Below are 21,248 nucleotides of genomic sequence, written 5' to 3'. Positions count from 1 at the left end.
TTTAACATACACATAAGTAGCGAAAAAAATAGGGCCATATTCATGGACAACAAAGAACTTTTCTATTCATTAGTGTTAAAACATACCCCAGGGATTGGGCCCAGGACGTGGAAAAAATTAATTGAAATCTTCAAATCTGCTCACAGTGCTGTTGCTAACTCTCAAATGTGGATGTCCATTGGGATTTCATCATCAGTTGTTAATGCCCTGAATAAAAAAACATGGAGAAAAAAAGTATCAAAGGAGATAGAGCTCATCAAAAAATCTAAATCAAAATATCTTCTTCTATCTGATCCAGAATATCCCAAGCAACTCTTTGAGATCCCTGATCCGCCAATAATAATCTACTATGAAGGGAATTTGTCCCTTTTAAAAAATCCCTGCATAGCCATTGTTGGAGCTAGAAAAATAGATACCCTTAGCCAAAAACTCACCCTGTCCATTGCAACTAATCTCTCAAAAAAGGGAATCACAATTGTATCAGGCCTGGCAGTGGGAGTAGATACCATTGCCCACAGGGGAGGACTAAAGCACGAGGGATCAACCATAGCTGTGTTGGGAACAGGCATTGATGTAAACTACCCTGCACCCAACGTATATCTAAAGGAAACCATAAAAAAATCTGGATTAGTTATATCTGAATTTCCATCGTCAACACCGCCTGCTTCAGAAAATTTCCCCATAAGAAACAGGATCATAAGTGGGCTCAGTCTTGGAGTCCTTGTGGTTCAGGCAGCTAAAAAAAGTGGAAGTTTGATTACAGCCTCTTGTGCCCTGGATCAAAACAGAATGGTATTTTCCATACCTGGCCCAATAGACAATCCTGCTTTTGAAGGGAATAATGAACTTATAAAAAATGGCGCAATACTCATCACAAATGCTGAGGATATTTTATCTGAGATCAAATATCAAGTTGACCAATCAAAATGGTCCCTGGACAAAAATTATGAAGAAAAACCTACCCGCCAGCAAGATCATGGGATTTTAAATAATCTGAGTAAAAAAATACTGGATTTTATCAAAAATAAAGGCGAAGCTGGAATTGAACAGATGTGTGATGACCTTGACATAGGGCCATCAGAACTCACATCTCAGCTAATTCAACTGGAAGTGGAAGGAAAGGTAAAAAGGGATATGACCAATAAATATTATATTCCAAATTAAGGGGAAAAAATGCAAAAAATACCCCTGGACAAGGCAAAGGCTGGAATGGTTTTGGCAAAACCTGTATTAAAAGAAAATGGCATGGTATTAATAGCTGAAGGAACTGAACTCAAGGAAAACCACTTTTCTATTTTAAAAAAACAGGGAATAAAATTCATTGTAGTAAAAGGAACTCCCCTGGATCTCGGTGAAGGGGCCTATGGATTTTCTTTAAAAAAAAGGCTTGATAGACTTGATTATCTCTTTAGAAAACATCAAAACGACCCCTGGATGCAAAAGGTAAAGGAATTTTTCAAAGTTTATTTTACATATCAAATCAAAAAAAGTAAGACCGAAAAATAAGGGCAAGGGGAACAAGACTTAATATGGAAGATTTAAGGACTAAAAGAAAAGGAAAGATATTGGCGGTAAAAGATCTACCCACACTGCCACCTGTGTTAGACGAAATTACAAAGATGATAGAAGATGAGCACTGCACCCCAAAACAAATAGCTGAAGTAATCGCCAAGGACCAGGTCCTTTCTGCAAAGGTATTAAAAATGGTAAATTCCCCTGTCTATGGATTTCCAAGAAGGATTAACACCATCCAGCATGCAATTGTACTCCTTGGCTTTAACGTAATTAGAGGGATAATTATCTCAACATCGGTGTTTGATGTTATGACTCAGGCCATGGTTGGACTGTGGGAACACAGCCTAGGATGCGCCACCATATCAAAGATCATTGCTGAAGAATTAGGGCTAAAAGACCCTGAAGAATTCGCTGTAGCAGGACTTTTGCACGATATAGGCAAGGTAGTAATTGCAATACAACTCCCTGAGGAGAAAGAAGAAATACAAAAATTAGTAGCACAAGAAGATATTACATATTTTGAGGCAGAAAAAAAGGTGCTGGGATTTGGGCATGACAGGGTAAATAGCTGGCTTGCTGAGCATTGGAATCTGCCCCTTCCAACAAAAATTGCACTTACATATCACCATAATCCAAGTTCTGCTGAGTTCTATCAAGAATTTGCAAAAATAGTTCATGTCGCTGATTTTATTACCAAGGTACTAGAGATTGGAAATAGTGGAGATGAGCTGTTAAATACACTCTCTAAAAAGGATTTTGTGGATATTGGCCTTAGTTTTAAAAAACTTGCAAAAATAATGGATAGGGTATTAGAAGATATAATAGAAGTATTAACGTTTATCCCTAAGTAAAAGAATTATGCAAAACAACACTGAAGAATTCTTTTTAATATCTCCAGATAAAACAATTTATTTAATATTTAAAAAGCTCCTTAAAGAAAAGAGTAGTTTGATTCAATTTAACGAGGGCAAACCTGCCATAGACAGGATACTCCAGACTCCTCCAACTTTGATAATACTTGATATAAAAATAGAGGATATTCCATATATGGAAATGATAAAATTAATAAAAGGTGAAAATGTATATTTACAAATACCTTTAATCTTATGTCTTGATAAAGACATCCCAGAAGAAATTGAAAATATGTCCGTGTTTAATCTAGATATAGATGACTTTTTACTAAGGCCCATAAACCCTAAAGAAGCAAAAATAAGACTGAAATTAACCACGTCCAAGGCATCTAAATTCTTAGATGCAAACCCCCTTACCAAATTACCTGGCAATACCACTATTATACAGAAAATCCAAAAACTACTTGATGCAAAAAGGGATTTTGCCCTTGGATATGTGGATTTGGATTTTTTTAAATCATACAATGACAAATATGGCTTTTCCAGAGGCGATGAAGTACTTATGATGACCGCAAGAATAATTGTAAATACTGTAAAAGAAGAATGTGGTGCTGAAGGATTTGTTGGACATATTGGTGGTGATGATTATGTCTTTATTGTCCCAGTAAACAAGGCAGAAGACGTTTGCAAAAAAATAATAAAAAATTTTGATGCAATAATACCATATTTTTATGATCCAACAGACAAGGAAAGGGGATATATAATATCCAAGAATAGACAGGGTAAAATAGAAAAATTTCCATTAATGGCTGTTTCAATAGGGGTTGTTTTTAACATTAATGGAAGACTAAAACACTACGGAGAAGCATCCCAAATAGCAGTGAATCTTAAAAAAATAGCAAAAAAATCTCAAAAAAGTACATATATCATGGATAGACGTAGAAATGCATAAATATCTAAATAGTTATCTCTCCTATTTAGAGGGACAAAGAGGATTTTCCAGTGCCACATATAGGGCGTATAAAACAGACCTATTATCATTTGAACAATATTTAAAAGATAATTTTTCCATTACTTTTGACAAAGTAGATAAAATTTCAAAAAAACATATTACATCATTTTTAAAGACCTTGCATGTTCAAGGCGTAAAAAAAACTACTATTTCGAGGAAATTATCTTCCCTGCGGGGTTTTTTTAAGTTTCTTGAAAGAAAAAAAGTTATAAATAAAAATCCCATAATTGGTATATCCAATCCAAAAACATCAAAGCACCACCCCAAAATACTTAATGTAGATCAAATAACAAAACTCCTGGACAATACCCAGGACAACTCACCCAAAGGACTTAGAAATAGGGCATTACTTGAGCTCTTATATGGATCGGGCTTGAGGATTAGTGAAGCACTGGCATTGGATATAGATGACATAGATCTCAGCCAGAAGATTATAAAAATAAAAGGTAAAGGAAACAAAGAGAGGATTGTCCCCATAACCTCAAGATGCAGAGAAATTATTCTCAGATATTTAGAACAGAGAAACGCATTTAATCCTAAGAATGGGACCAAATCACTATTTTTAGGTATGAGGGGTAAAAGACTAAATAGGCGGGAAGCACTTAGGATTGTTGAAAATGCCTGCATGAAGATCTCACTCCCAGTCTTAATATCTCCCCATACCTTGAGACATTCCTTTGCCACACATATGCTGGAATCAGGGGCTGATTTAAGGGTAGTTCAAAAATTACTGGGCCACTCTAGGCTCTCTACAACACAGAGATATACCCATATAACCATGGGAAAAATCGCCCACATATATGACAAGGCCCATCCTAGGGCAAAAAAGAAGACCTGAAAATTTTTTTAAAATGCGCTAGTTGAAAATTGCAAAAATAAATTATGTGGGATAAACTCTTTTTATGTAGACAAAAAAATGGTCAACAATAAAATTTAAGTGAATTATAAATGAAATTAACCTGGGAACAGACCTTTTCATTAGTTAACAATTACAAGTGGAAAGACCTTTATACATTAAGCCGTCCTAACTATTTTTCAACACTAAATGATCTCATCAAATATCTGGACATTGTGCACATAAAATTTTGTTTAATTAAGCCATTTTTTGAAAACAAAGACTCATATCCCTTGGTAAGTCCTCAGGAACTTCTTCCATCATTTGAGCCTGCTTTAGAAGAGTACTCTTTCTTACCTGGTTTTAGTTTAGTGGCTTTTGATAGGCCCATTGATTATTTTAATGAAGTATTTCAATTTGACCTTTTACACTGTATAGAAGACGCAATTACTGAGATAAGTGGGCCAGCAGCCCCTTATGAGCCAGCTATAGTCCAACATAACCTTTCTCTCTTTTTGAGCAGATTACCCAGAAAATTTCACGACTCTCTAAAAAAAGATCCATTTAGCAAATTCATTACAAATATACTTACTTATCCAAAATTAATCCCCTATCTTTTAAACATGGACAGGGCCCATGTAATTGCAAAAAACACCCATGGAAAATTTTATTTCGCAGGGGTATATGCATCATTTCCCTCTGATCTGGACACAGAATTAAAGAGATTTGGTTTGAAAATCGGCAAGTTCCAGCCAGGGGACAACAGACTCTATGAAATTAACCGCCTTTTTGTATATCAATTTCTAATGGAATTATATGGATTTCCAATTGCATCTGAAAGGCGAACATCTTCAGCGCTATTTGCCAGAAAGTTATTTAAGATGGGAGAAGATTTTTTAATAAGGGTCATGGGACAGTCAGACAGGACCATTACATCGTTATATCGATCCAAAGATTCTAGATTATACCCAAAAGTGGAAAAAATTGCCCTGGTGAGCCTTAGTAAAAAACAAAGAGACAAAATACAACAATTAAAAAAATTGGGGCTGCTTGTATCTGAGGATCCGCCCTGCGTGATACTCAAGGTGCACTATAAACAACACAAATATGACCCCAATAATGTAAGGACAGACAGGGCACTTTCTGTTATCAAACAAGAAATAATACACCCAATAACTGGAGAAATAAATAATGAATTCAACATCATAAAAGACATAAACCTCATGACATATGTTTTAAATGACATTGTAAAGGGTGAATACACTGGTAAGATCAAATATAAACGAAATGAAATAGTAGAAAATACCGAAACCCACGAAAAACGCTTAAAATTTCTCTACGCATGGCTAAATAAACATCGCAGAAGGATAATTGGATATTCAGATGAATTCTATCATAACATCACCAAGGTCCTGGACAACTATCTCTTAAATTCAGAAAACTATGAAATATTCCAAAAACATATGGATATATTTCAAGAAGTCTGGAAAGAATACTCTTATATACAACAGGCGAGAAAAGTAAAACTTATGGAAGAGTTGTCTCAAAGAATATATAAAGGAAATAAAATAAGTTACTTAGAAGCCCTTACCAAACTCAAGGAAATAGCACAGGATTTCAAATTTGAAAGTGTCATGTACTTTGAAAATCTGTTAGAACATGTAATTTATTTATGTGAGAGTGTATTAAATGATAAATACTTAATAAAAAAATATATCAGTAAAAATGACGACCAATTAACTAAGTATGGAAAAGAAATAAAAAAACTCTATGGACAGCTGGTATCCATTGTAGATGATCTCAAAAAAATACATAGGCAAAAAAAGAAAACAAATATTAAATTAAATGCTTTTGAATATTCAACATAAAAATAAATTATAGATATTATTTAATGGAGTCAGTTATGTTTTGTCCAAAATGTAAGTATACAACTTTTGACTTTTATAAAAAGTGTCCTAAATGTAACTATGACTGGGATCATATAAGACAGGACTTAAACCTTGAATGGATGTTGGAACCAGATGTTATAGAAGAAGATATATCTATAACGGAAACTAACGATAATGAAGATTCGCAAGAAATAAGTGGAGATGTATTAGACAAAGAAATTAAATTTAAAGACCAAGAACAAGACCTTGATATTGATAAATCAGATAATTATAAGGAAGATGAGGAATTAGAGCTAGATCCGACCCTATTTATTCAAGAATCAGATAATTTTGAACAGGAAATAGAAGATAAACAAGATACAAATGCTATAGAGCCAGTAACTAACGAAGAAGAAGTGGAAGAATTATTAGATATTACAGAAATCCAAGAACACGATGAAGACATAGAGTCCCATGATAAAAAAGAAGAAGTATGGGATATAGAATTCGATGATCTAATTATAGAGGAAGAGAATGTTGAACCAAAAGATAAACAAACCTATCAACAAGATAATATTGAAATAGAAAAAGAAATTGAAATCCTTTTAGAAGAAGATAAAAAATCAGAGTAAAAATATATCTACTACAGAATCTTCCACAATTCCTTCACTTATATATGGCACTCTTACAAGACCGTTTGCCTGAATTAGACTTTTGATAATGCCTGATTTGGAAAAGATTGGTTGAGCCAACAACTCTCCTTTTTTCTTTATTAGCTTGACCCTGATATAATCTTCTCTACCTTTTTTTGATGGTATGTTATGGGTTAATCTGGCCCTTGTTTTTGGAAAATAAATTTCAGAAAGATAGTTTTTATCATTGGACAAAAAACGAATTAAAGGAGCAACTAATATTTGCATAACTATCTGGGCAGAGGTTACCTGTCCTGGCAGGCCCACCACTGGAGTTTTGTCTATTGAAGCAAAAAGAGTTGGCTTTCCTGGTGAGATAGCCACTCCATGACATAGTATCTCGCTGTTTTTAAAGGATGTAATTGCCTGTTCTGTTAAATCTTTTACCCCAATGGAACTCCCACCAGATATAAGGACCAGATGACAATTTGATACTGCCTTTGAAATTGCTGAAATTAAGGCATCTCTATCATCTGGTATAATACCAAAAAATAGAGGTTCTGCGTGATTTGTCTTTACAATGGATGAGATAACATAGGAATTTACGTCCCTTATTTGACCTGGTAATAATTTTTTTGTATCAGGAGAAACTATCTCATTTCCTGTAGAAATTATTCCAACCTTTATAAAATCAAATACCCTACATTTGATTACGCCAAATTCCATGAAAATCCCTATTTCCTGTGGTCTTATCCTCACTCCCTTTGTCACCAGAATATCATTTTTCTTAAAATCTTCGCCTGTTAGGATAACGTTCTCAAAAGGAGATACACTCTTGCTTACCTCTATCTCATCTGGAGCCACTTCTTCTGTATATTCTACCATAACAACTGCATTGGCTCCACCTGGCATGGGAGCACCAGTTACGATTCTGGCACACTCACCGCTTTTTATGGAAAAATCAGGGATCTTGTCTATATGGACATCTCCAACCACTTTTAAATATACTGGGTTTGACTCAGATGCCCCATAGCTGTCTTGGCTCAAAACTGCAAAACCATCCATGCATGCCCTATCAAAAGGGGGAAAATCCTCTTGTGCTACAATATCCTCTGAAACTACCCTGTTAAGACTCTTAGCAGAATCAACCTCAGTTGAGGTTTCAATGGGAGAAAAATTTTGAAATAAATCATAAAATTCTGAGACATTGACAACTTTAAAAAACATAACTCTATTTTGCCTTAAATTGTAACTTTATTTCGCCTTTGTGATACCCTTTTAAGTTTGATAAAAGACCTTCTACAGTTGATTTGATAATGTCTTGCACAAAAGGATTTAAATTAAGAGGCTCTCCATCAATTTCAACCTTTATATCAGGAGTGTTCATGCTCATACATGATTGAACACTTTCTTCATTTTTTAAGATTCTAATGCCCATTTCTCTGCATGAATTATAGCCACATGCACCACAATCTATCCCTGGCAAGAGAAATCCTTTATTTAAAATCCACTCCACTAAATCCTCTTCTTTATCACTAAAACTTATTTCATGACCTTTGAATTCTAAATCCTTATTTCGCAGAAAAACACCAATAGTCAATTCATCTGTTAGTTCAATGTCCTTTTCATGGCTTGCTACAACAATCCTGGGCAAAAAGTCTATTTCATGTTTCCCACCTTCAATCAAGATTATGTCCACATCTAAATAAGTAAGCACATCTAAGAAACCCTTTTTCCCCTTGAAAAATACTTGAGATGAGGAAGGGGAGATCCCGGCTACCACATCTGCTTCATTCGATAATTTCTCGGTATCTGAGTCCCTTTTATCAAGGGAGTGGTGTGAATATTTTATACACCCTACTCTGAGTCCCCTGGATTTTAACATTGAGCACAAATTAACCATTAAATGGGTCTTTCCAGAATTTTTATAACCAATGATTTGAACTGCCCTTTTATTAATCATACTTATTCCTCTAATTTTTTCCAGAAGTTACATTCCTTGTTTGGACAAGACAAAAATTTTCCCCTTTTTTTGCTCTGTTTTATTTCCAATATCTTAAAACCGCATTCAGGACAAGTCTCATTATATGGTGGATTCCACATGGCAAATTTACACTTGGGATACCTATTACAAGAATAAAACACCTTGCCCCTTTTTGATGTCCTCTCCACTATTTCACCATCACACCCTTCAATAGGACACTTTATATGGGTGGAAAATGGTTCTGTATATTTACACTTAGGGTAATTTTTGCACGCAATAAATCTAGCTCCAGCCCTTGAAAATTTAATTACTAAATCACCTCCACATTTTGGGCACTTGCCTACCACTTCCAGCCGACTTGGCTCTGTATCTACAATCTGTATATTTCCATTTTCATCCCTTCTAAAATTCTTTGTATTTTTACACTCAGGATAAGAGCTACAGGCTAAAAATTCCCCATTTTTCCCAAATTTTATCACCATGGGAGCTCCGCACTTATCGCAAATAATATCAGTGGCCTTTCCCCTTTTCACCTGTTCCATTTCCTCTATTGCCTTTTCTAAAGCAGGATACAGATATCTGGCAAAATCCTTTAATAGAGAAACCCAGCTCAGTTTCCCTTCTGCCACTTTATCTAAATTTAGCTCCATTTCTGCTGTAAATCCAGAGTCCATTAATTTAGGAAAGTGCTTAACTAAAAGATCGCTAACCACTAACCCAAGTTCTGTTGGCACAAAATATCTCTCTTCCATTGTGACATATTCCCGTTCTTTTAAAGTAGACACTACCTGGGCATAGGTAGAAGGCCTTCCTATCCCATTTTCTTCCATCTTTTTAACCAGCGAGGCCTCAGTATAACGGGATGGGGGGGAGGTGAATTTTTGTTCTTTTTCTATTTTTTTAACAGGCAGAATTTCCCCTTTTTCTACTTCTGGTAAAATAAGCTCTTTTTTCATTCCATAGGAATACACCTTTAAAAATCCGTCAAAAACTATTCTCTCGCCCTTTGATCTCCACAGGGTATTCTGCGCCTTTATTGAAATTTCCGTATCCAGTATCCTTGCACTTGCCATTTGCGAGGCAACAAATCTCTCCCATATTAGTTTATACACCATGTAATGATCTTTAGATACACTATTTTTTATCATTTCCGGGGTAATAGTGACATCCACTGGTCTAATTGCCTCATGGGCATCCTGTGAAGAAGACTTTGTCTTGTAATTCCTGATCCTGGGGGGCAAATATTCTTTACCAAAATTTTTGCCTATCCAATCTTTTGCCTGAAGTTGAGCTTCCTTTGCTACCCTAACAGAATCTGTTCTCATATAGGTGATAAGTGCCCTTACACCAAGCTCTCCCAAATCCATTCCCTCATATAAGTTCTGGGCAATACTCATGACCCTTTTTGTTGAATAACCAAGCCGTATATTACATTCCTGTTGCAAAGTTGAAGTGATAAAAGGAGGCTTTGGGGACCTTGACCTTTGCTTTTCCTTTACCTCTACCACCTCAAACTTACTGGTTTTAAGTAATTTCTCTAACTCCAGCGCCTTTTTTTCATTGGGAACATTGGCCTTTTTATTGTCTATTTTCCAGAGTTCAGCAATAAGAATATCGCGTTTTTTGGTCTCAAGATGGGCTTTAAAAACCCAATATTCCTTGGGGACAAATGCTTGTCTTTCCCTTTCCCTGTCAACAATTAACCTAAGTGCAACAGACTGCACCCTACCTGCTGATATACCCCTTTTTACCTTTTTCCAGAGTATTGGAGAGATCTTGTAACCAACTAATCTATCTAAAATCCTCCTGGCCTGCTGGGAATTAAATAGATCTTCATCTAAGTCCCTTAAATTGTTTAAAGCACCCTTAATTGCAGTTGCAGTTATTTCATTAAATTGAATTCGTTTAAAATTTGGATTAACATCCTTAATTAATTCAGCAACATGCCATGCAATTGCTTCACCTTCCCTATCTGGGTCTGGGGCCAGTAATACAAGGTTGGCTTTTTTTGCACTTTGTTGTAACTTCTTAACCAGAGGTTCTTTTCCTGGGAGGATCACATAGGTTGGCTTAAAATTATTTTTTTCATCCACCCCTAAAACATTGGTGGGGAGATCCCTTATATGACCTATGGTAGCCTCTACCAGGTATTTATTGCCTAAAATTTTTTTTATGGTTTTGACCTTGGCAGGTGACTCAACAATGATTAAATCCTTTTTCATAATAAGGGATGCTATACATGCAGTCAAAATTTTGCGCAAGTAAAATTTCTTTGGGTCTGTATTAAACTATGGGAAAAGCATTTTAATGTTTTTCTCCCTATTTTTAATAAAAAAATTACACTATTTTTTAGTATAATTTTCAAAAAACACTATATGTGGAATGTTCTGTCATAAAATTTGCATTTTAAATTTATTAAGGAGAAATAAACTATGAGTAAAGACATTGAACAAAAGGAATTTAGATGTGGCATTGTTGCGCTGATCGGACCCCCCAATGCAGGAAAATCCACTCTCTTAAATTCTTATTTAGGTCAAAAGGTTTCTATTGTAACACCAAAACCTCAGACCACCAGAAACAGAATAAATGGAATACTTCAAAGAGACGACTGTCAAATCGTGTTTTTAGATACTCCAGGTATCCATAAATCAAACCAAACCTTAAATAGATTTTTAGTTGAAACCGCATGGCAGGCAATAACGGGAACAGACGTGGTGGTTCTTATGATAGATGGGGCCAGGTATGTGGACAAATTATCTCTATTGGAAAAGGAAATCTCACCTTTGATTAGTCCCATTAAAAATCAACTTGAAAAAACAATTATTGCAATCAACAAAATAGACAAAGTTAAAAACAAAAATAAATTTTTGCCCATAATAGATTTTATGTCAAAACACTTTGAAGGGGTGGAGATATTTCTGATTTCTGCCCTAACAGGGGAAGGTTGTTTTGAACTTTTAGAAGAGATAAAAAAGCACTTACCTGTTGGTCCCCCACTTTTTCCAGAAGACCAGATATCATCAGTGCCTTTAAGATTTATGGCAGCTGAGATTATAAGGGAAAAACTGTTTTTAAAGCTGGAAAAAGAACTTCCCTATTCCGTGGCAGTGGAAATTGAACATTGGGATGAGGATGAAGAAAAAAATCTAATCAAAATCCATGCAGTAATTTATGTGGCCAAAAAGAACCATAAACAAATTGTCATAGGCCACAGAGGAAGTATGCTTAAGGAGATAGGTACCCTTGCAAGACAGGAGCTAGAGGCTATATTGGACTCTAAAGTGTATCTCCAGCTCTGGGTAAAAGTAAGAGAAAAATGGAATGAAGACGAGAGATTTATTTCATATCTTTATTCGGAGGGATTTTAAGGTGAACAAGGAAAAATTGGCAGAAAATTTAAAAAGGGTTAGGGAAGAGGTGGAGATAGCTGCCCAAAAGGCTGGAAGAAAAGCAGAAGATATAACTATAGTTGCAGTGTCAAAACATCAGCCCACTCAATATATAAAGTGGGCAAGGGAACTTGGACAAATTGATTTTGGCGAAAATTATATTCAAGAGGCCCTGGAAAAAATAGAGGAGTTAAATAGTCCTGACCTTAGATTCCATTTTATTGGAAGGTGCCAATCCAACAAGGCAAAGTATATTCCTGGAAAATTTATTATGGTACATTCAGTGGACTCTATAAAATTCGCTAAAGAACTTCACAAAAGGTGTCAAAAAATAGACATCTCACAAAAAATCCTCATCCAGATAAATGTTGCCAAAGAGGAAACAAAAGGTGGAATCTTGATACAAGAGGCTGAAACTTTTATAACTGAGCTATTAAATAATACAAAAAGATTAAACATCACAGGTCTTATGTGCATGCCTCCTTATTTTGAAAATCCTGAAAAAGTAAGGCCATATTTTAATAAACTGAGAAAACTAAAGGAACAACTTGAACAAAAATTAGACATAAAACTACCCCATCTATCAATGGGGATGAGTTCTGATTTTAAAGAGGCAATATTAGAAGGAGCTACTTTAGTGAGGATCGGTACCAATATCTTTGGACCAAGGAAATATTAATAAAGATGTTATAAATCAACTTAACTTCATGAAAACAATTTTGACAACTTGGTTTTAGAGGGGTTTACATGGATCTGGCTACGGTTCTAGGAATTGTAATTGCCTTTGGACTTGTTATAGCATCATTAGTAATGGGTGGCAGTCCAGGTGTTTTTATTAATTTTCCCTCTGCCTTAATTGTTTTTGGGGGCACTATAGGAGCAACCCTCGTTAATTATCCCCTTAAAAATGTCATAGGTGTTATTGGTATTATAAAAAACACTTTCTTATATAAAGCGGAATCACCATCAGCAATAATTGAGAGATTTCTAGAATACGCTCAAAAAGCAAGAAAAGAAGGGATTTTATCCTTAGAGCCAATCTTAAAAGAAATAGATGATGATTATATGAGAAAGGGCTTGCAACTTACTGTGGATGGAATGGAACCTGATGTGATCAGGGAAGTCTTGGAAACAGAGATAGCTTACCTTGATGAGAGGCACGAGTTAGGGGCAGAAGTTGTGTCCACAATGGGTGCCTTTGCGCCAGCCATGGGGATGATAGGCACAGTTATAGGACTTATCCAGATGCTTCAAACAATGAGTGATCCAAGTACCATAGGTCCAGCCATGGCTGTTGCATTAATTACCACATTTTACGGAGCTGTTCTGGCCAATTTACTATTTAATCCCATGGCAGGAAAACTTCGCGCAAGGCATAAAGAAGAAGTGCTCCTAAGAGAACTTATCTTAGAAGGGATTATATCTATATCAAAGGGAGAAAATCCCAGGATAATAGAAGAGAAATTAAATAGCTTTATTCCGCCAAAGGAAAGAAAATCCCAGGAATAATAAAATGGCCAAAAAAAAGAAAAAATCCAATGGCGGCGGTGGCGGTGAAGAAACACCTGAATGGCTGGTTACTTTTTCTGACGTTATGACCTTGCTTCTTACCTTTTTTGTTCTCTTACTTAGCATGGCTTCTTTGCAGGATATTAAAAAAAAGCATCTAGCCATTGGTTCTTTGAGTAGTTCCTTTGGTGTAGGTAGAGAAAATATGAGCATTATTGGTAAAAATATGGCAAAAGATGTTAAGTTGTTAGAACCAGGAGTTATGGAAACACAAGATCTAGAACCACTCAAAAACCTCATATGGGAAGATTTTTCAGAAGATCTAGATTTCAGAGAAAATAAATTTATCCAGATATTTTCAGTAAATGCAGAACTACTATTTAAAAAAGGAAGGGCAGACTTAACTTCTGAGGGGGAAATAATATTAAAAAAAATCGCACCAGTTTTAAAAAAAGTAAAATACCCTATCCTTGTTGCAGGACACACATCTTTGTTTGAAACTGAAGAAGAAATTTCCCAAATCAATAATAAAAAATTAGCAGTAGATCCATCATGGATATTATCTATTAAAAGATGTATAAGGGTTTATAATTATCTAATTCAAGCTGGTGTACCTAAAGACAAATTAATAATTGAAGCATACGGTAAATATCATCCCTTATACTCAAATAAAACAGCATTGGGTAGAAAAAAAAATAGACGGGTAGATTTTATATTAGATAAAAGGAGTTATATTCTACATAATCCAAATAAAATGAGAGAATTTAAACAATTAAATGAGCTTAAAAAGGTAAAAGAAGTTTTAAAATATAAGGGCTTTGAATTTAATTTAAATAAACCATAAATATATGAGAAAGAACTAACACATTTATTATGGCCAAAAGAGAAAAAAAAGAGAGTAAAAAAGGAGATTCCCAGGCATGGTTGGTTACTTTTTCAGACATGATGACCCTACTACTTACCTTTTTTGTTTTGTTGCTCAGTATGTCCACTCTGGATAAAGAAGTTATAAAGATTGCATTCCAGGGTTTTGGCGGAAAAGTCGCCTTTTTAATATCAACAGATGCAGGAAGGATCCCAACAAGGATCTCTGTTGCCAGAGAGATGCTGGAAAACCCTTGGGATATTCTGGAAAAACCAGACAGAATCAAGGACCTTCTTTTTCCAGATGAGATTATGCCAAAATTTATAAACAAAAGTACTTTACTAAAAAACATAGAAATTTTAAACAGACCAGAGGGAGTTGTCATTATGTTAAGTGATAAAATCGTTTTTCAGAGTGGATCCACTCAACTTACACCTCTTGCAAAACAAATTCTAGAGCAAGTGAGCTATCTAATCCAACTCATGAATGCACCTGTTAATATTTCTGGACATACTGACGATACAGGAAGTAGAAAAAGGAATTTTGAAATATCTTACTTAAGGGCTATTTCTGTATTGCATTTTTTTTTAAATAAAAAAATGAATCCTTCTTTTTTCTCCATATCTGCCTATGGACCAGACAGGCCACTGGTTCCCAATACATCAAATAAAAATAGGGCAAAAAATAGACGAGTTGAAATTTTAATAAAAAATAGACCACATTCCAGAACTTACCTATAAAATAGGAGATATAAATGGCCAAAGAAAAAAAAGAACAAGACAAAACACAAGAAGAACCAAAAAAAAAGAGTAAATTAAAATTAATAATCATCCTATTGGTGGCCTTGGGACTGCTGGGTGGAGGAGGTTATTTTGCCTATAAAAAGTTCTTTGCAACCAATAAACAAACAACACAGACCTCAAAAGAAAAAGATGCCAAAAAAGAAGAGAAGAAAAAGGACAAAAAAAACAAGGGAGAACAAACAGAAGAACAGCCACCACAATTGCAAACATCTCTGGTTCAACTCCCAACTATTATAGTAAATTTAGCCGATCCACTAGGTAAAAGATATTTAAAGGTAAGTATTGAAATTGAGGTAAAGGGAAAGGATCCTGGTAAACTTGTAGAAGAAAAAATGCCTATGATTAAGGATACTTTAATTATGCTTCTTTCATCCAAGACCTTTGATGATCTTAACTCCCTTGAAAAAAAATACGCACTTAAAATGGAGATTGCTCAAAGACTTAATCAAATCTTTGAAAAACCTATAGTTACCAAGGTTTACTTTACTGAATTTTTGATTCAGTAAATTGACTTTTGAGCTTTTTTGGCTAAAATTATATATAAATTAAAAAGTGTTAAAAAATAAACAAAGGTAGTTATTAACATATCACAAAATCCCTGGATAACACAATTATGAGTAAAATTTTAAACCAAGAAGAAGTTGACGCATTACTAAGGGGACTTCAAGGAGAAGAAGGAGAACCAGAAGTCGAAGTTGCTGAAGAAAGTGATGTTGTGCCCTTTGATTTAACAAATCAGGACCGCATAATTCGCGGTCGTATGCCTGTATTAGAAATAATTAACGACCGATTTGCCAGGCAATTTTCAAACAGTATCGCCACAATTATGAGAAAAAGGCTAGATGTTAATCCAACTTCTGTTGACATGATAAAGTTCGGTGAATTCATGCGATCCTTACCTGTCCCTACTTCTATAAATATATTTAAAATGAATCCATTAAGGGGAAGTGCCCTTCTAATAATTGATTCCAGACTGGTCTTTGCCCTAATTGAAAATTTCTTTGGAGGATCAGGTTCTCAACCTAAAGTTGAAGGTAGAGATTTTACCCCAATAGAACAGGCAGTAATTCATAGGGTAGTGGAAGTAGCATTAAAAGAAATGGAATCTTCATGGCAACCAGTACATGAAGTTCAAATTGAATTTCAACGAACAGAGATAAATCCACAATTTGCCTCAATTATTCCTCCTGGAGATGTAATTGTTGTGTCTTCATTTGAAGCAGAACTTGAAAACGCAATTGGAAATCTAACTATAGGTCTGCCTTATGCCACAATAGAACCCATTAGATCAAAACTCTATGCTTCATATCAGTCTGAAAGACTGGAAGTTGACCAAACATGGATAATAAGAATTAGAGAAAGATTGTTGGAAACTCCAGTGGAAGTGGTAGTAAACCTGGGATTTACTCAGATAACTCCTAGGCAACTTTTGAACCTAAAAGTGGGAGACATCCTGTTGCTTGATACTTACGTAGATGATGAACTTATAGCTGAAGTGGAAGGAGTCCCAAAATTCATGGGAAAACCAGGTACATATAAGGGGAATAAGGCCCTTTTAATATCCAAAGAAATTGAAAATTATCAATTATTAAGTGCAAAGATTTCACAAAAACTAGCATAAATTAAGGAGTCTCATATGGCGGATAAAAATCAAGTAGATCAAGAAAAATTAGCAGAGGAATGGGCCAAGGCATTGGCTGAAGAAGGAGTAATGGACGAATCAGAAAACAAAGAAGAGACAAAATCTGAAACAAAGGGTGAGGAAATAGACCAGGACAAACTCGCTGAAGAGTGGGCCAAGGCACTGGCTGAAGAAGAGGAAGGAACATTAAAACAGGAAAAAGAAAAAAAGAAAAAGTCCTTTGAGGCACAGGAGGTAAAATTTAAAGATATAAGTGGGGAAGTATCAGAACCAACAGGCGAAAAAAGGGATATTGAATTCATACTGGATATTCCCCTTAACGTTTCTGCAGAGCTTGGAAGGAGCAAACTTCTTATCAATGACCTCCTACAACTGGGACAGGGATCAGTTATAGAACTTGATAAACTCGCAGGAGAGCCTCTAGAAATTTTGGTCAACGGTAAATTGGTTGCCAGGGGTGAGGCAGTGGTAATTAACGAAAAATATGGGGTGAGACTAACAGATATTATCAGCCCCATGGAGAGGGTCAAACAACTTGGATAAATTCCCCTTGCTTATATATCTCAAAGTAATTGGTTTCCTCTTAATATTACTGGCAATTTTAATGGGGATACTATTTGCCCTAAAAAGATTTACTCCTTCTGGATTGAGTAATTTGAAACAAAACAAACTCAAAGTCCTGGGAAGCTTAAGCCTTGGACCTAAAAAATCAATCGTGGTGGTGCGTTTTTTGAATAGTTTGCTAATAATTGGAGTCACTGAGTCAAATATCAGTCTATTAAAAGAGGTGGATTTAAACCATGCCCAGGACTTTGAGAGTGTGTTTACAGAAAAAATCAACAATAATTCTTTTAATTCTAGCTAGTTTAGTATTTTTCGCATCCCCATTATGGGGGGCACAAGACCCTACGCCAATACTGAAATTACAACTTCCTGACAATCTCCATGAGCCTGAGAAGGTCTCAGTACTTTTAGAAATTCTATTTTTACTAACAGTACTTTCATTGGCTCCTGCCATAATTTTGACAGTTACGTCATTTACAAGGATTGTTATAGTATTTTCTTTCCTAAGACATGCAATGGGTATCCAACAAATGCCCCCCAATCAGGTACTTATTAGCCTGGCCATTTTTATGACCTTTGTGATTATGTATCCTGTAGGGAACGCCATAAATAAAAATGCCCTTCAACCATATTTAAACGAAGAAATTGGATTTAAAGAGGCATTAATCAGGACAGAAAAGCCCATAAGAAAATTTTTATTTAAAAATACCAGGGAAAAAGATATATCCCTCTTTGTATCAGTTGCAAAAATAAAAAGACCTAAAAATAAAGATGATGTCCCCACCCTCATTCTCATTCCTGCATTTATGATAAGTGAATTAAAAACAGCATTTGAGATTGGTTTTTTGATTTATATTCCATTTTTAATCATCGACATGGTTGTATCAAGCATCTTGTTATCCATGGGAATGATGATGCTACCACCAGTGATGATTTCTCTACCTTTTAAGATCCTTTTATTTGTCCTAGTTGATGGTTGGGGACTTTTAATAGGGAGTTTAGTAAAAAGCTTCAAATAAGGAGAAAAGACAATGACTCCAGATTTTGTGGTTGGTTTTGCAAAAAGTGCAATTGAACTTACTCTGCTTTTGTCTATGCCAATGCTTGGAATTGGATTAATAGTTGGTGTTATTATAAGCATTATTCAGGCAGCTACGCAGATCCAGGAGATGACTTTGTCATTTATTCCAAAAATTTTGGCAATATTTTTGGCGCTTCTTGTATCTTTTCCCTGGCTCATGGACAAGATGATAACCTTTACCAGACAACTTATTGAAAATATACCGAATATAATTGGCTAAACTATTTTTTTAAGCCAGGTGCGTAGAAACTCCCCCATTAGAATAGCCCCTGCCTGGGCTACGTTAAGGGAATCAAAAGCCCTTAGCATAGGTATTTTTATTCCCATCTGGCATTTATCCCTAACTGTTTTTCTCACACCTTTTTCTTCGTTTCCCAAAACTAATACTGCTGGAAAGCTCAGATCTACAGAATATATACTTTCACAATAATCATCTGTCCCAGTAAAATAGGTAAAAATGCCTTTATCAGAACAAAATTTGAGAAAAGATTTGAGACTTTGGGTCCTTGCTACAGGAAGATGCAAAAGCGCACCTGACGACGATTTAATGGCACGCTCACCCAATTGTGCAGATCTAAATTTTGTAATCACAATTCCTGAGCCACCCAAACCATATAGGGTTCGTGCAAGGGCTCCAATATTTCCCTGATCCTGTACCTGATCTAATGCCAATATCAATGGAAGTCTGGAACTATTCAACATTGAAATTAGCTCATATTCATCAACAAATCCAGGCAAAAAAATTTTTGCTGCAATTCCCTGATGTCTTTCACCACAAATCTTATCAAGTTTTTCTTTTGGGACAAATTGATACCTGATTTTATTATTTTGACAACTCTTTAATATTTCATTAATATTTTTACACCGATTTTTTTGGATCCACACTATCTCGACTTTAGAGGGAGACTTACTCAACATATCCAGCACAATACGCTTGCCAAAAATAATGTTGGTGCTCATACTTTATTAAAAAGGAGTATAATAATGTTTAGGTTCATAATTTTAGTGGTAGTAACGATATATTCCCTTAGTGCTTGTTCTTTTTATCCTATAGGTAAGAGATCAAGCGCCACTATAGGTAACCAAACCACATCAGATATTGAACATATAGATAATTCATCAGAAACTCAACTAAAATCTATCAGTGTCATAGATGAAAAAATTGACCAAAACTTAAAAGAGGCTGAAGACAGCCCTCAACTCCTTGAAAAAGAAGTTACAATATCCCCCAAAGAGATAGAACAATTAGAAAAAACTCAAAAGAAGTCGAACAAATTGATCTCTATTTCAAAAGAAAAGGATGTTTTGTCAAATTGTTCAAAAACAAAATATTTTAATTTTGTCTTAAAAATCAGGGAGACTAAATATACAAAAAAATATTACACATACTATACTAGCATGAAAAGAAGAACCTTTGAAAGGTGGCTAAAAAGGGCTGAAATATATCTGCCCTATATTTTAAAAATTTTTAGAGAATACAACATCCCAGATGATCTGGCCTTCCTTCCTTTTGGAGAAAGTGGTTTTAATCCAAGGGCATATTCTAGAGCTGGAGCTGCAGGTATATGGCAATTTATGCCAGCCACAGCTAGAAAATATGGCTTAACAGTAAATTGGTGGATAGACGAGCGTCTGGATCCTTTTAGATCCACTATAGCTGCTGCTAGATACCTCTCAGATCTATATAAAATGTTTGGAGATTGGTATCTGGCATTAGCTGCTTACAATGCAGGTGAAGGCAAAATATCAAAGGCATTAAAAAGAAGTAAAAAAGACAACTTCTTCCACATTGCAAAACCACGATATCTCCGTTTAGAGACCCGAATGTATGTTCCTAAGTTTATGGCTATACTGAAAATTGTTAGAAACTTAGATAAACTCGGGTTTGAGCCCCTATATGTTGACAATAAAAAACTTCCAGCAAGGGTGTTTGTTAGAGAGGGAACAGACTTATACACCTTTGCTAGAAAGCTGGGAGTGTCGTGGAAAAGATTCAGAAAATGGAATCCCCATTTCAGACGATATGTAACCCCTCCAGGAGTAGTATCAATAATTTACGTGCCAAAGCCATTGGAAGCAAAGGCCAAAAATCTTATAAAAACAAAGATAATTCGTCCCTATGGAGGGCTTTATAGATATAAAATAAAAAGAGGGGATTCATGGTGGAGGCTCTCAAGACGTTTTGGCGTACCTATAAAGATTTTAAAAAGAATAAACAGGACTAACAAAAATTTATTAAGGCCAGGAAGGTCTATATTGATTCCCAAGTCCAAAAGATTCTACCTTGCTTTTAACAAAACAAACAGGAATGAAATATCAACTAAAGATAGGAGCTGGACAAATAAAAGGGGAAATTATGAAGTAAAACCTGGAGACACCCTATGGGGTATAGCCAAAAGATTTAAAGTGTCCTTAAAGACAATACTTGTTGCAAATAAGCTCAATAAAAGATCTACAATAAAACCTGGAATGAAACTCTATATTCCCATTACAGATTATAAATCCTTAAAAAATGCTCAAAGGGCTCTCAAACAAATTCTATATCGGGTAAAAAAAGGTGATAATCTCTGGGGAATAGCAAGAAAGTTCGGAGTTACTACAAACCAACTCCTAACATGGAACAATCTAAAGAAAAATTCTAGAATATACCCAGGAGATAAGATAAAAATCTTTGTTGAGGTTGTTGAAAATTAATTTT

The 21,248-nt window shown here is 35.2% G+C and carries 23 protein-coding genes; 19 read left to right on the top strand and 4 right to left on the bottom strand.

The window, feature by feature from the left end; all coding sequences use genetic code 11:
* The first annotated feature begins 42 nt into the window (after positions 1-42).
* From dprA to ACY2V1_RS10035, 7 genes are all read left to right on the top strand, one after another.
* A complete protein-coding gene (gene dprA / locus ACY2V1_RS10065; protein ID WP_461834665.1) occupies positions 43-1,164 on the top strand; it encodes a DNA-processing protein DprA in 1,122 nt (373 codons plus the stop codon).
* A gap of 9 nt (positions 1,165-1,173) precedes the next feature.
* A complete protein-coding gene (locus ACY2V1_RS10060) occupies positions 1,174-1,506 on the top strand; it encodes a hypothetical protein (protein ID WP_461834664.1) in 333 nt (110 codons plus the stop codon).
* 23 nt (positions 1,507-1,529) lie between these two features.
* Positions 1,530-2,366 carry an HDOD domain-containing protein gene (locus ACY2V1_RS10055; RefSeq protein WP_461834663.1) on the top strand — a complete coding sequence of 279 codons (837 nt, stop codon included), beginning with the start codon at positions 1,530-1,532 and terminating at the stop codon, positions 2,364-2,366.
* A 7-nt stretch (positions 2,367-2,373) separates the two neighbouring features.
* On the top strand, positions 2,374-3,318 hold the full coding sequence (locus ACY2V1_RS10050; protein ID WP_461834662.1) for a GGDEF domain-containing response regulator: 945 nt from the start codon (positions 2,374-2,376) through the stop codon (positions 3,316-3,318).
* Positions 3,311-4,216: a tyrosine recombinase XerC gene (gene xerC / locus ACY2V1_RS10045; protein ID WP_461834661.1), complete on the top strand. Its 906-nt coding sequence runs from the start codon at positions 3,311-3,313 to the stop codon at positions 4,214-4,216. The genes ACY2V1_RS10050 and xerC overlap by 8 nt, the downstream gene beginning before the upstream one ends.
* A 110-nt stretch (positions 4,217-4,326) precedes the next feature.
* Positions 4,327-6,081 carry a hypothetical protein gene (locus ACY2V1_RS10040; protein WP_461834660.1) on the top strand — a complete coding sequence of 585 codons (1,755 nt, stop codon included), beginning with the start codon at positions 4,327-4,329 and terminating at the stop codon, positions 6,079-6,081.
* Between the two features lie 35 nt (positions 6,082-6,116).
* Positions 6,117-6,713, top strand: a complete 597-nt coding sequence (locus ACY2V1_RS10035; RefSeq protein ID WP_461834659.1) for a hypothetical protein — start codon at positions 6,117-6,119, stop codon at positions 6,711-6,713.
* Here ACY2V1_RS10035 and ACY2V1_RS10030 read toward each other — a convergent pair.
* From ACY2V1_RS10030 to topA, 3 genes are read right to left on the bottom strand one after another with little or no spacing between them, the layout of a single operon-like run.
* Complete coding sequence (locus ACY2V1_RS10030; RefSeq protein ID WP_461834658.1) at positions 6,705-7,940, bottom strand: molybdopterin molybdotransferase MoeA; 1,236 nt, start codon at positions 7,938-7,940, stop codon at positions 6,705-6,707. The genes ACY2V1_RS10035 and ACY2V1_RS10030 overlap by 9 nt on opposite strands.
* 4 nt (positions 7,941-7,944) lie before the next feature.
* The gene (locus ACY2V1_RS10025; protein WP_461834657.1) at positions 7,945-8,676 is read right to left on the bottom strand and encodes a molybdopterin-guanine dinucleotide biosynthesis protein MobB; all 732 of its coding nucleotides are present in this window, start codon (positions 8,674-8,676) and stop codon (positions 7,945-7,947) included.
* 2 nt (positions 8,677-8,678) lie between these two features.
* Positions 8,679-10,919 (bottom strand): type I DNA topoisomerase, encoded by a 2,241-nt coding sequence (gene topA, locus ACY2V1_RS10020; RefSeq protein WP_461834656.1) that lies wholly within the window; start codon positions 10,917-10,919, stop codon positions 8,679-8,681.
* A gap of 222 nt (positions 10,920-11,141) precedes the next feature.
* Between topA and era the strand changes: the two genes are divergently transcribed.
* The 11 genes from era (at position 11,142) to fliQ (ending at position 18,770) form a co-directional block, all read left to right on the top strand.
* Positions 11,142-12,065, top strand: a complete 924-nt coding sequence (gene era / locus ACY2V1_RS10015; protein WP_461834684.1) for a GTPase Era — start codon at positions 11,142-11,144, stop codon at positions 12,063-12,065.
* A 1-nt stretch (position 12,066) separates the two neighbouring features.
* Complete coding sequence (locus ACY2V1_RS10010) at positions 12,067-12,765, top strand: YggS family pyridoxal phosphate-dependent enzyme (RefSeq protein ID WP_461834655.1); 699 nt, start codon at positions 12,067-12,069, stop codon at positions 12,763-12,765.
* Between the two features lie 68 nt (positions 12,766-12,833).
* The gene (locus ACY2V1_RS10005; RefSeq protein ID WP_461834654.1) at positions 12,834-13,595 is read left to right on the top strand and encodes a flagellar motor protein; all 762 of its coding nucleotides are present in this window, start codon (positions 12,834-12,836) and stop codon (positions 13,593-13,595) included.
* 4 nt (positions 13,596-13,599) lie between these two features.
* The gene (locus ACY2V1_RS10000) at positions 13,600-14,439 is read left to right on the top strand and encodes an OmpA/MotB family protein (RefSeq protein WP_461834653.1); all 840 of its coding nucleotides are present in this window, start codon (positions 13,600-13,602) and stop codon (positions 14,437-14,439) included.
* Positions 14,440-14,468: 29 nt separating this feature from the next.
* A complete protein-coding gene (locus tag ACY2V1_RS09995) occupies positions 14,469-15,200 on the top strand; it encodes an OmpA family protein (protein ID WP_461834652.1) in 732 nt (243 codons plus the stop codon).
* A 14-nt stretch (positions 15,201-15,214) separates the two neighbouring features.
* Entirely contained in the window at positions 15,215-15,769 is a 555-nt protein-coding gene (locus ACY2V1_RS09990) for a flagellar basal body-associated FliL family protein (RefSeq protein WP_461834651.1), read from the top strand.
* A 107-nt stretch (positions 15,770-15,876) separates the two neighbouring features.
* A complete protein-coding gene (gene fliM / locus ACY2V1_RS09985; RefSeq protein ID WP_461834650.1) occupies positions 15,877-16,884 on the top strand; it encodes a flagellar motor switch protein FliM in 1,008 nt (335 codons plus the stop codon).
* Between the two features lie 15 nt (positions 16,885-16,899).
* Positions 16,900-17,448: a flagellar motor switch protein FliN gene (gene fliN / locus ACY2V1_RS09980; RefSeq protein WP_461834649.1), complete on the top strand. Its 549-nt coding sequence runs from the start codon at positions 16,900-16,902 to the stop codon at positions 17,446-17,448.
* Positions 17,449-17,455: 7 nt separating this feature from the next.
* Complete coding sequence (fliO, locus tag ACY2V1_RS09975; protein ID WP_461834648.1) at positions 17,456-17,770, top strand: flagellar biosynthetic protein FliO; 315 nt, start codon at positions 17,456-17,458, stop codon at positions 17,768-17,770.
* Positions 17,706-18,488, top strand: a complete 783-nt coding sequence (gene fliP / locus ACY2V1_RS09970) for a flagellar type III secretion system pore protein FliP (RefSeq protein WP_461834647.1) — start codon at positions 17,706-17,708, stop codon at positions 18,486-18,488. Before fliO ends, fliP begins: the two co-directional genes overlap by 65 nt.
* Positions 18,489-18,500: 12 nt before the next feature.
* Complete coding sequence (fliQ, locus tag ACY2V1_RS09965) at positions 18,501-18,770, top strand: flagellar biosynthesis protein FliQ (protein ID WP_461834646.1); 270 nt, start codon at positions 18,501-18,503, stop codon at positions 18,768-18,770.
* On the opposite strand, the gene rlmB is transcribed toward fliQ, so the two are convergent.
* Positions 18,767-19,510 (bottom strand): 23S rRNA (guanosine(2251)-2'-O)-methyltransferase RlmB, encoded by a 744-nt coding sequence (rlmB, locus tag ACY2V1_RS09960; protein WP_461834645.1) that lies wholly within the window; start codon positions 19,508-19,510, stop codon positions 18,767-18,769. The genes fliQ and rlmB overlap by 4 nt on opposite strands.
* Before the next feature lie 24 nt (positions 19,511-19,534).
* Here rlmB and ACY2V1_RS09955 point away from each other — a divergent pair, with 24 nt between their 5' ends.
* Positions 19,535-21,244, top strand: coding sequence for a LysM peptidoglycan-binding domain-containing protein (locus tag ACY2V1_RS09955; protein WP_461834644.1), 1,710 nt, complete (start codon positions 19,535-19,537; stop codon positions 21,242-21,244).
* Positions 21,245-21,248: the final 4 nt, after the last annotated feature.

It is taken from the genome of Desulfothermus sp. (assembly GCF_053993635.1).
This window is presented reverse-complemented; position numbering and strand designations above follow the sequence as displayed.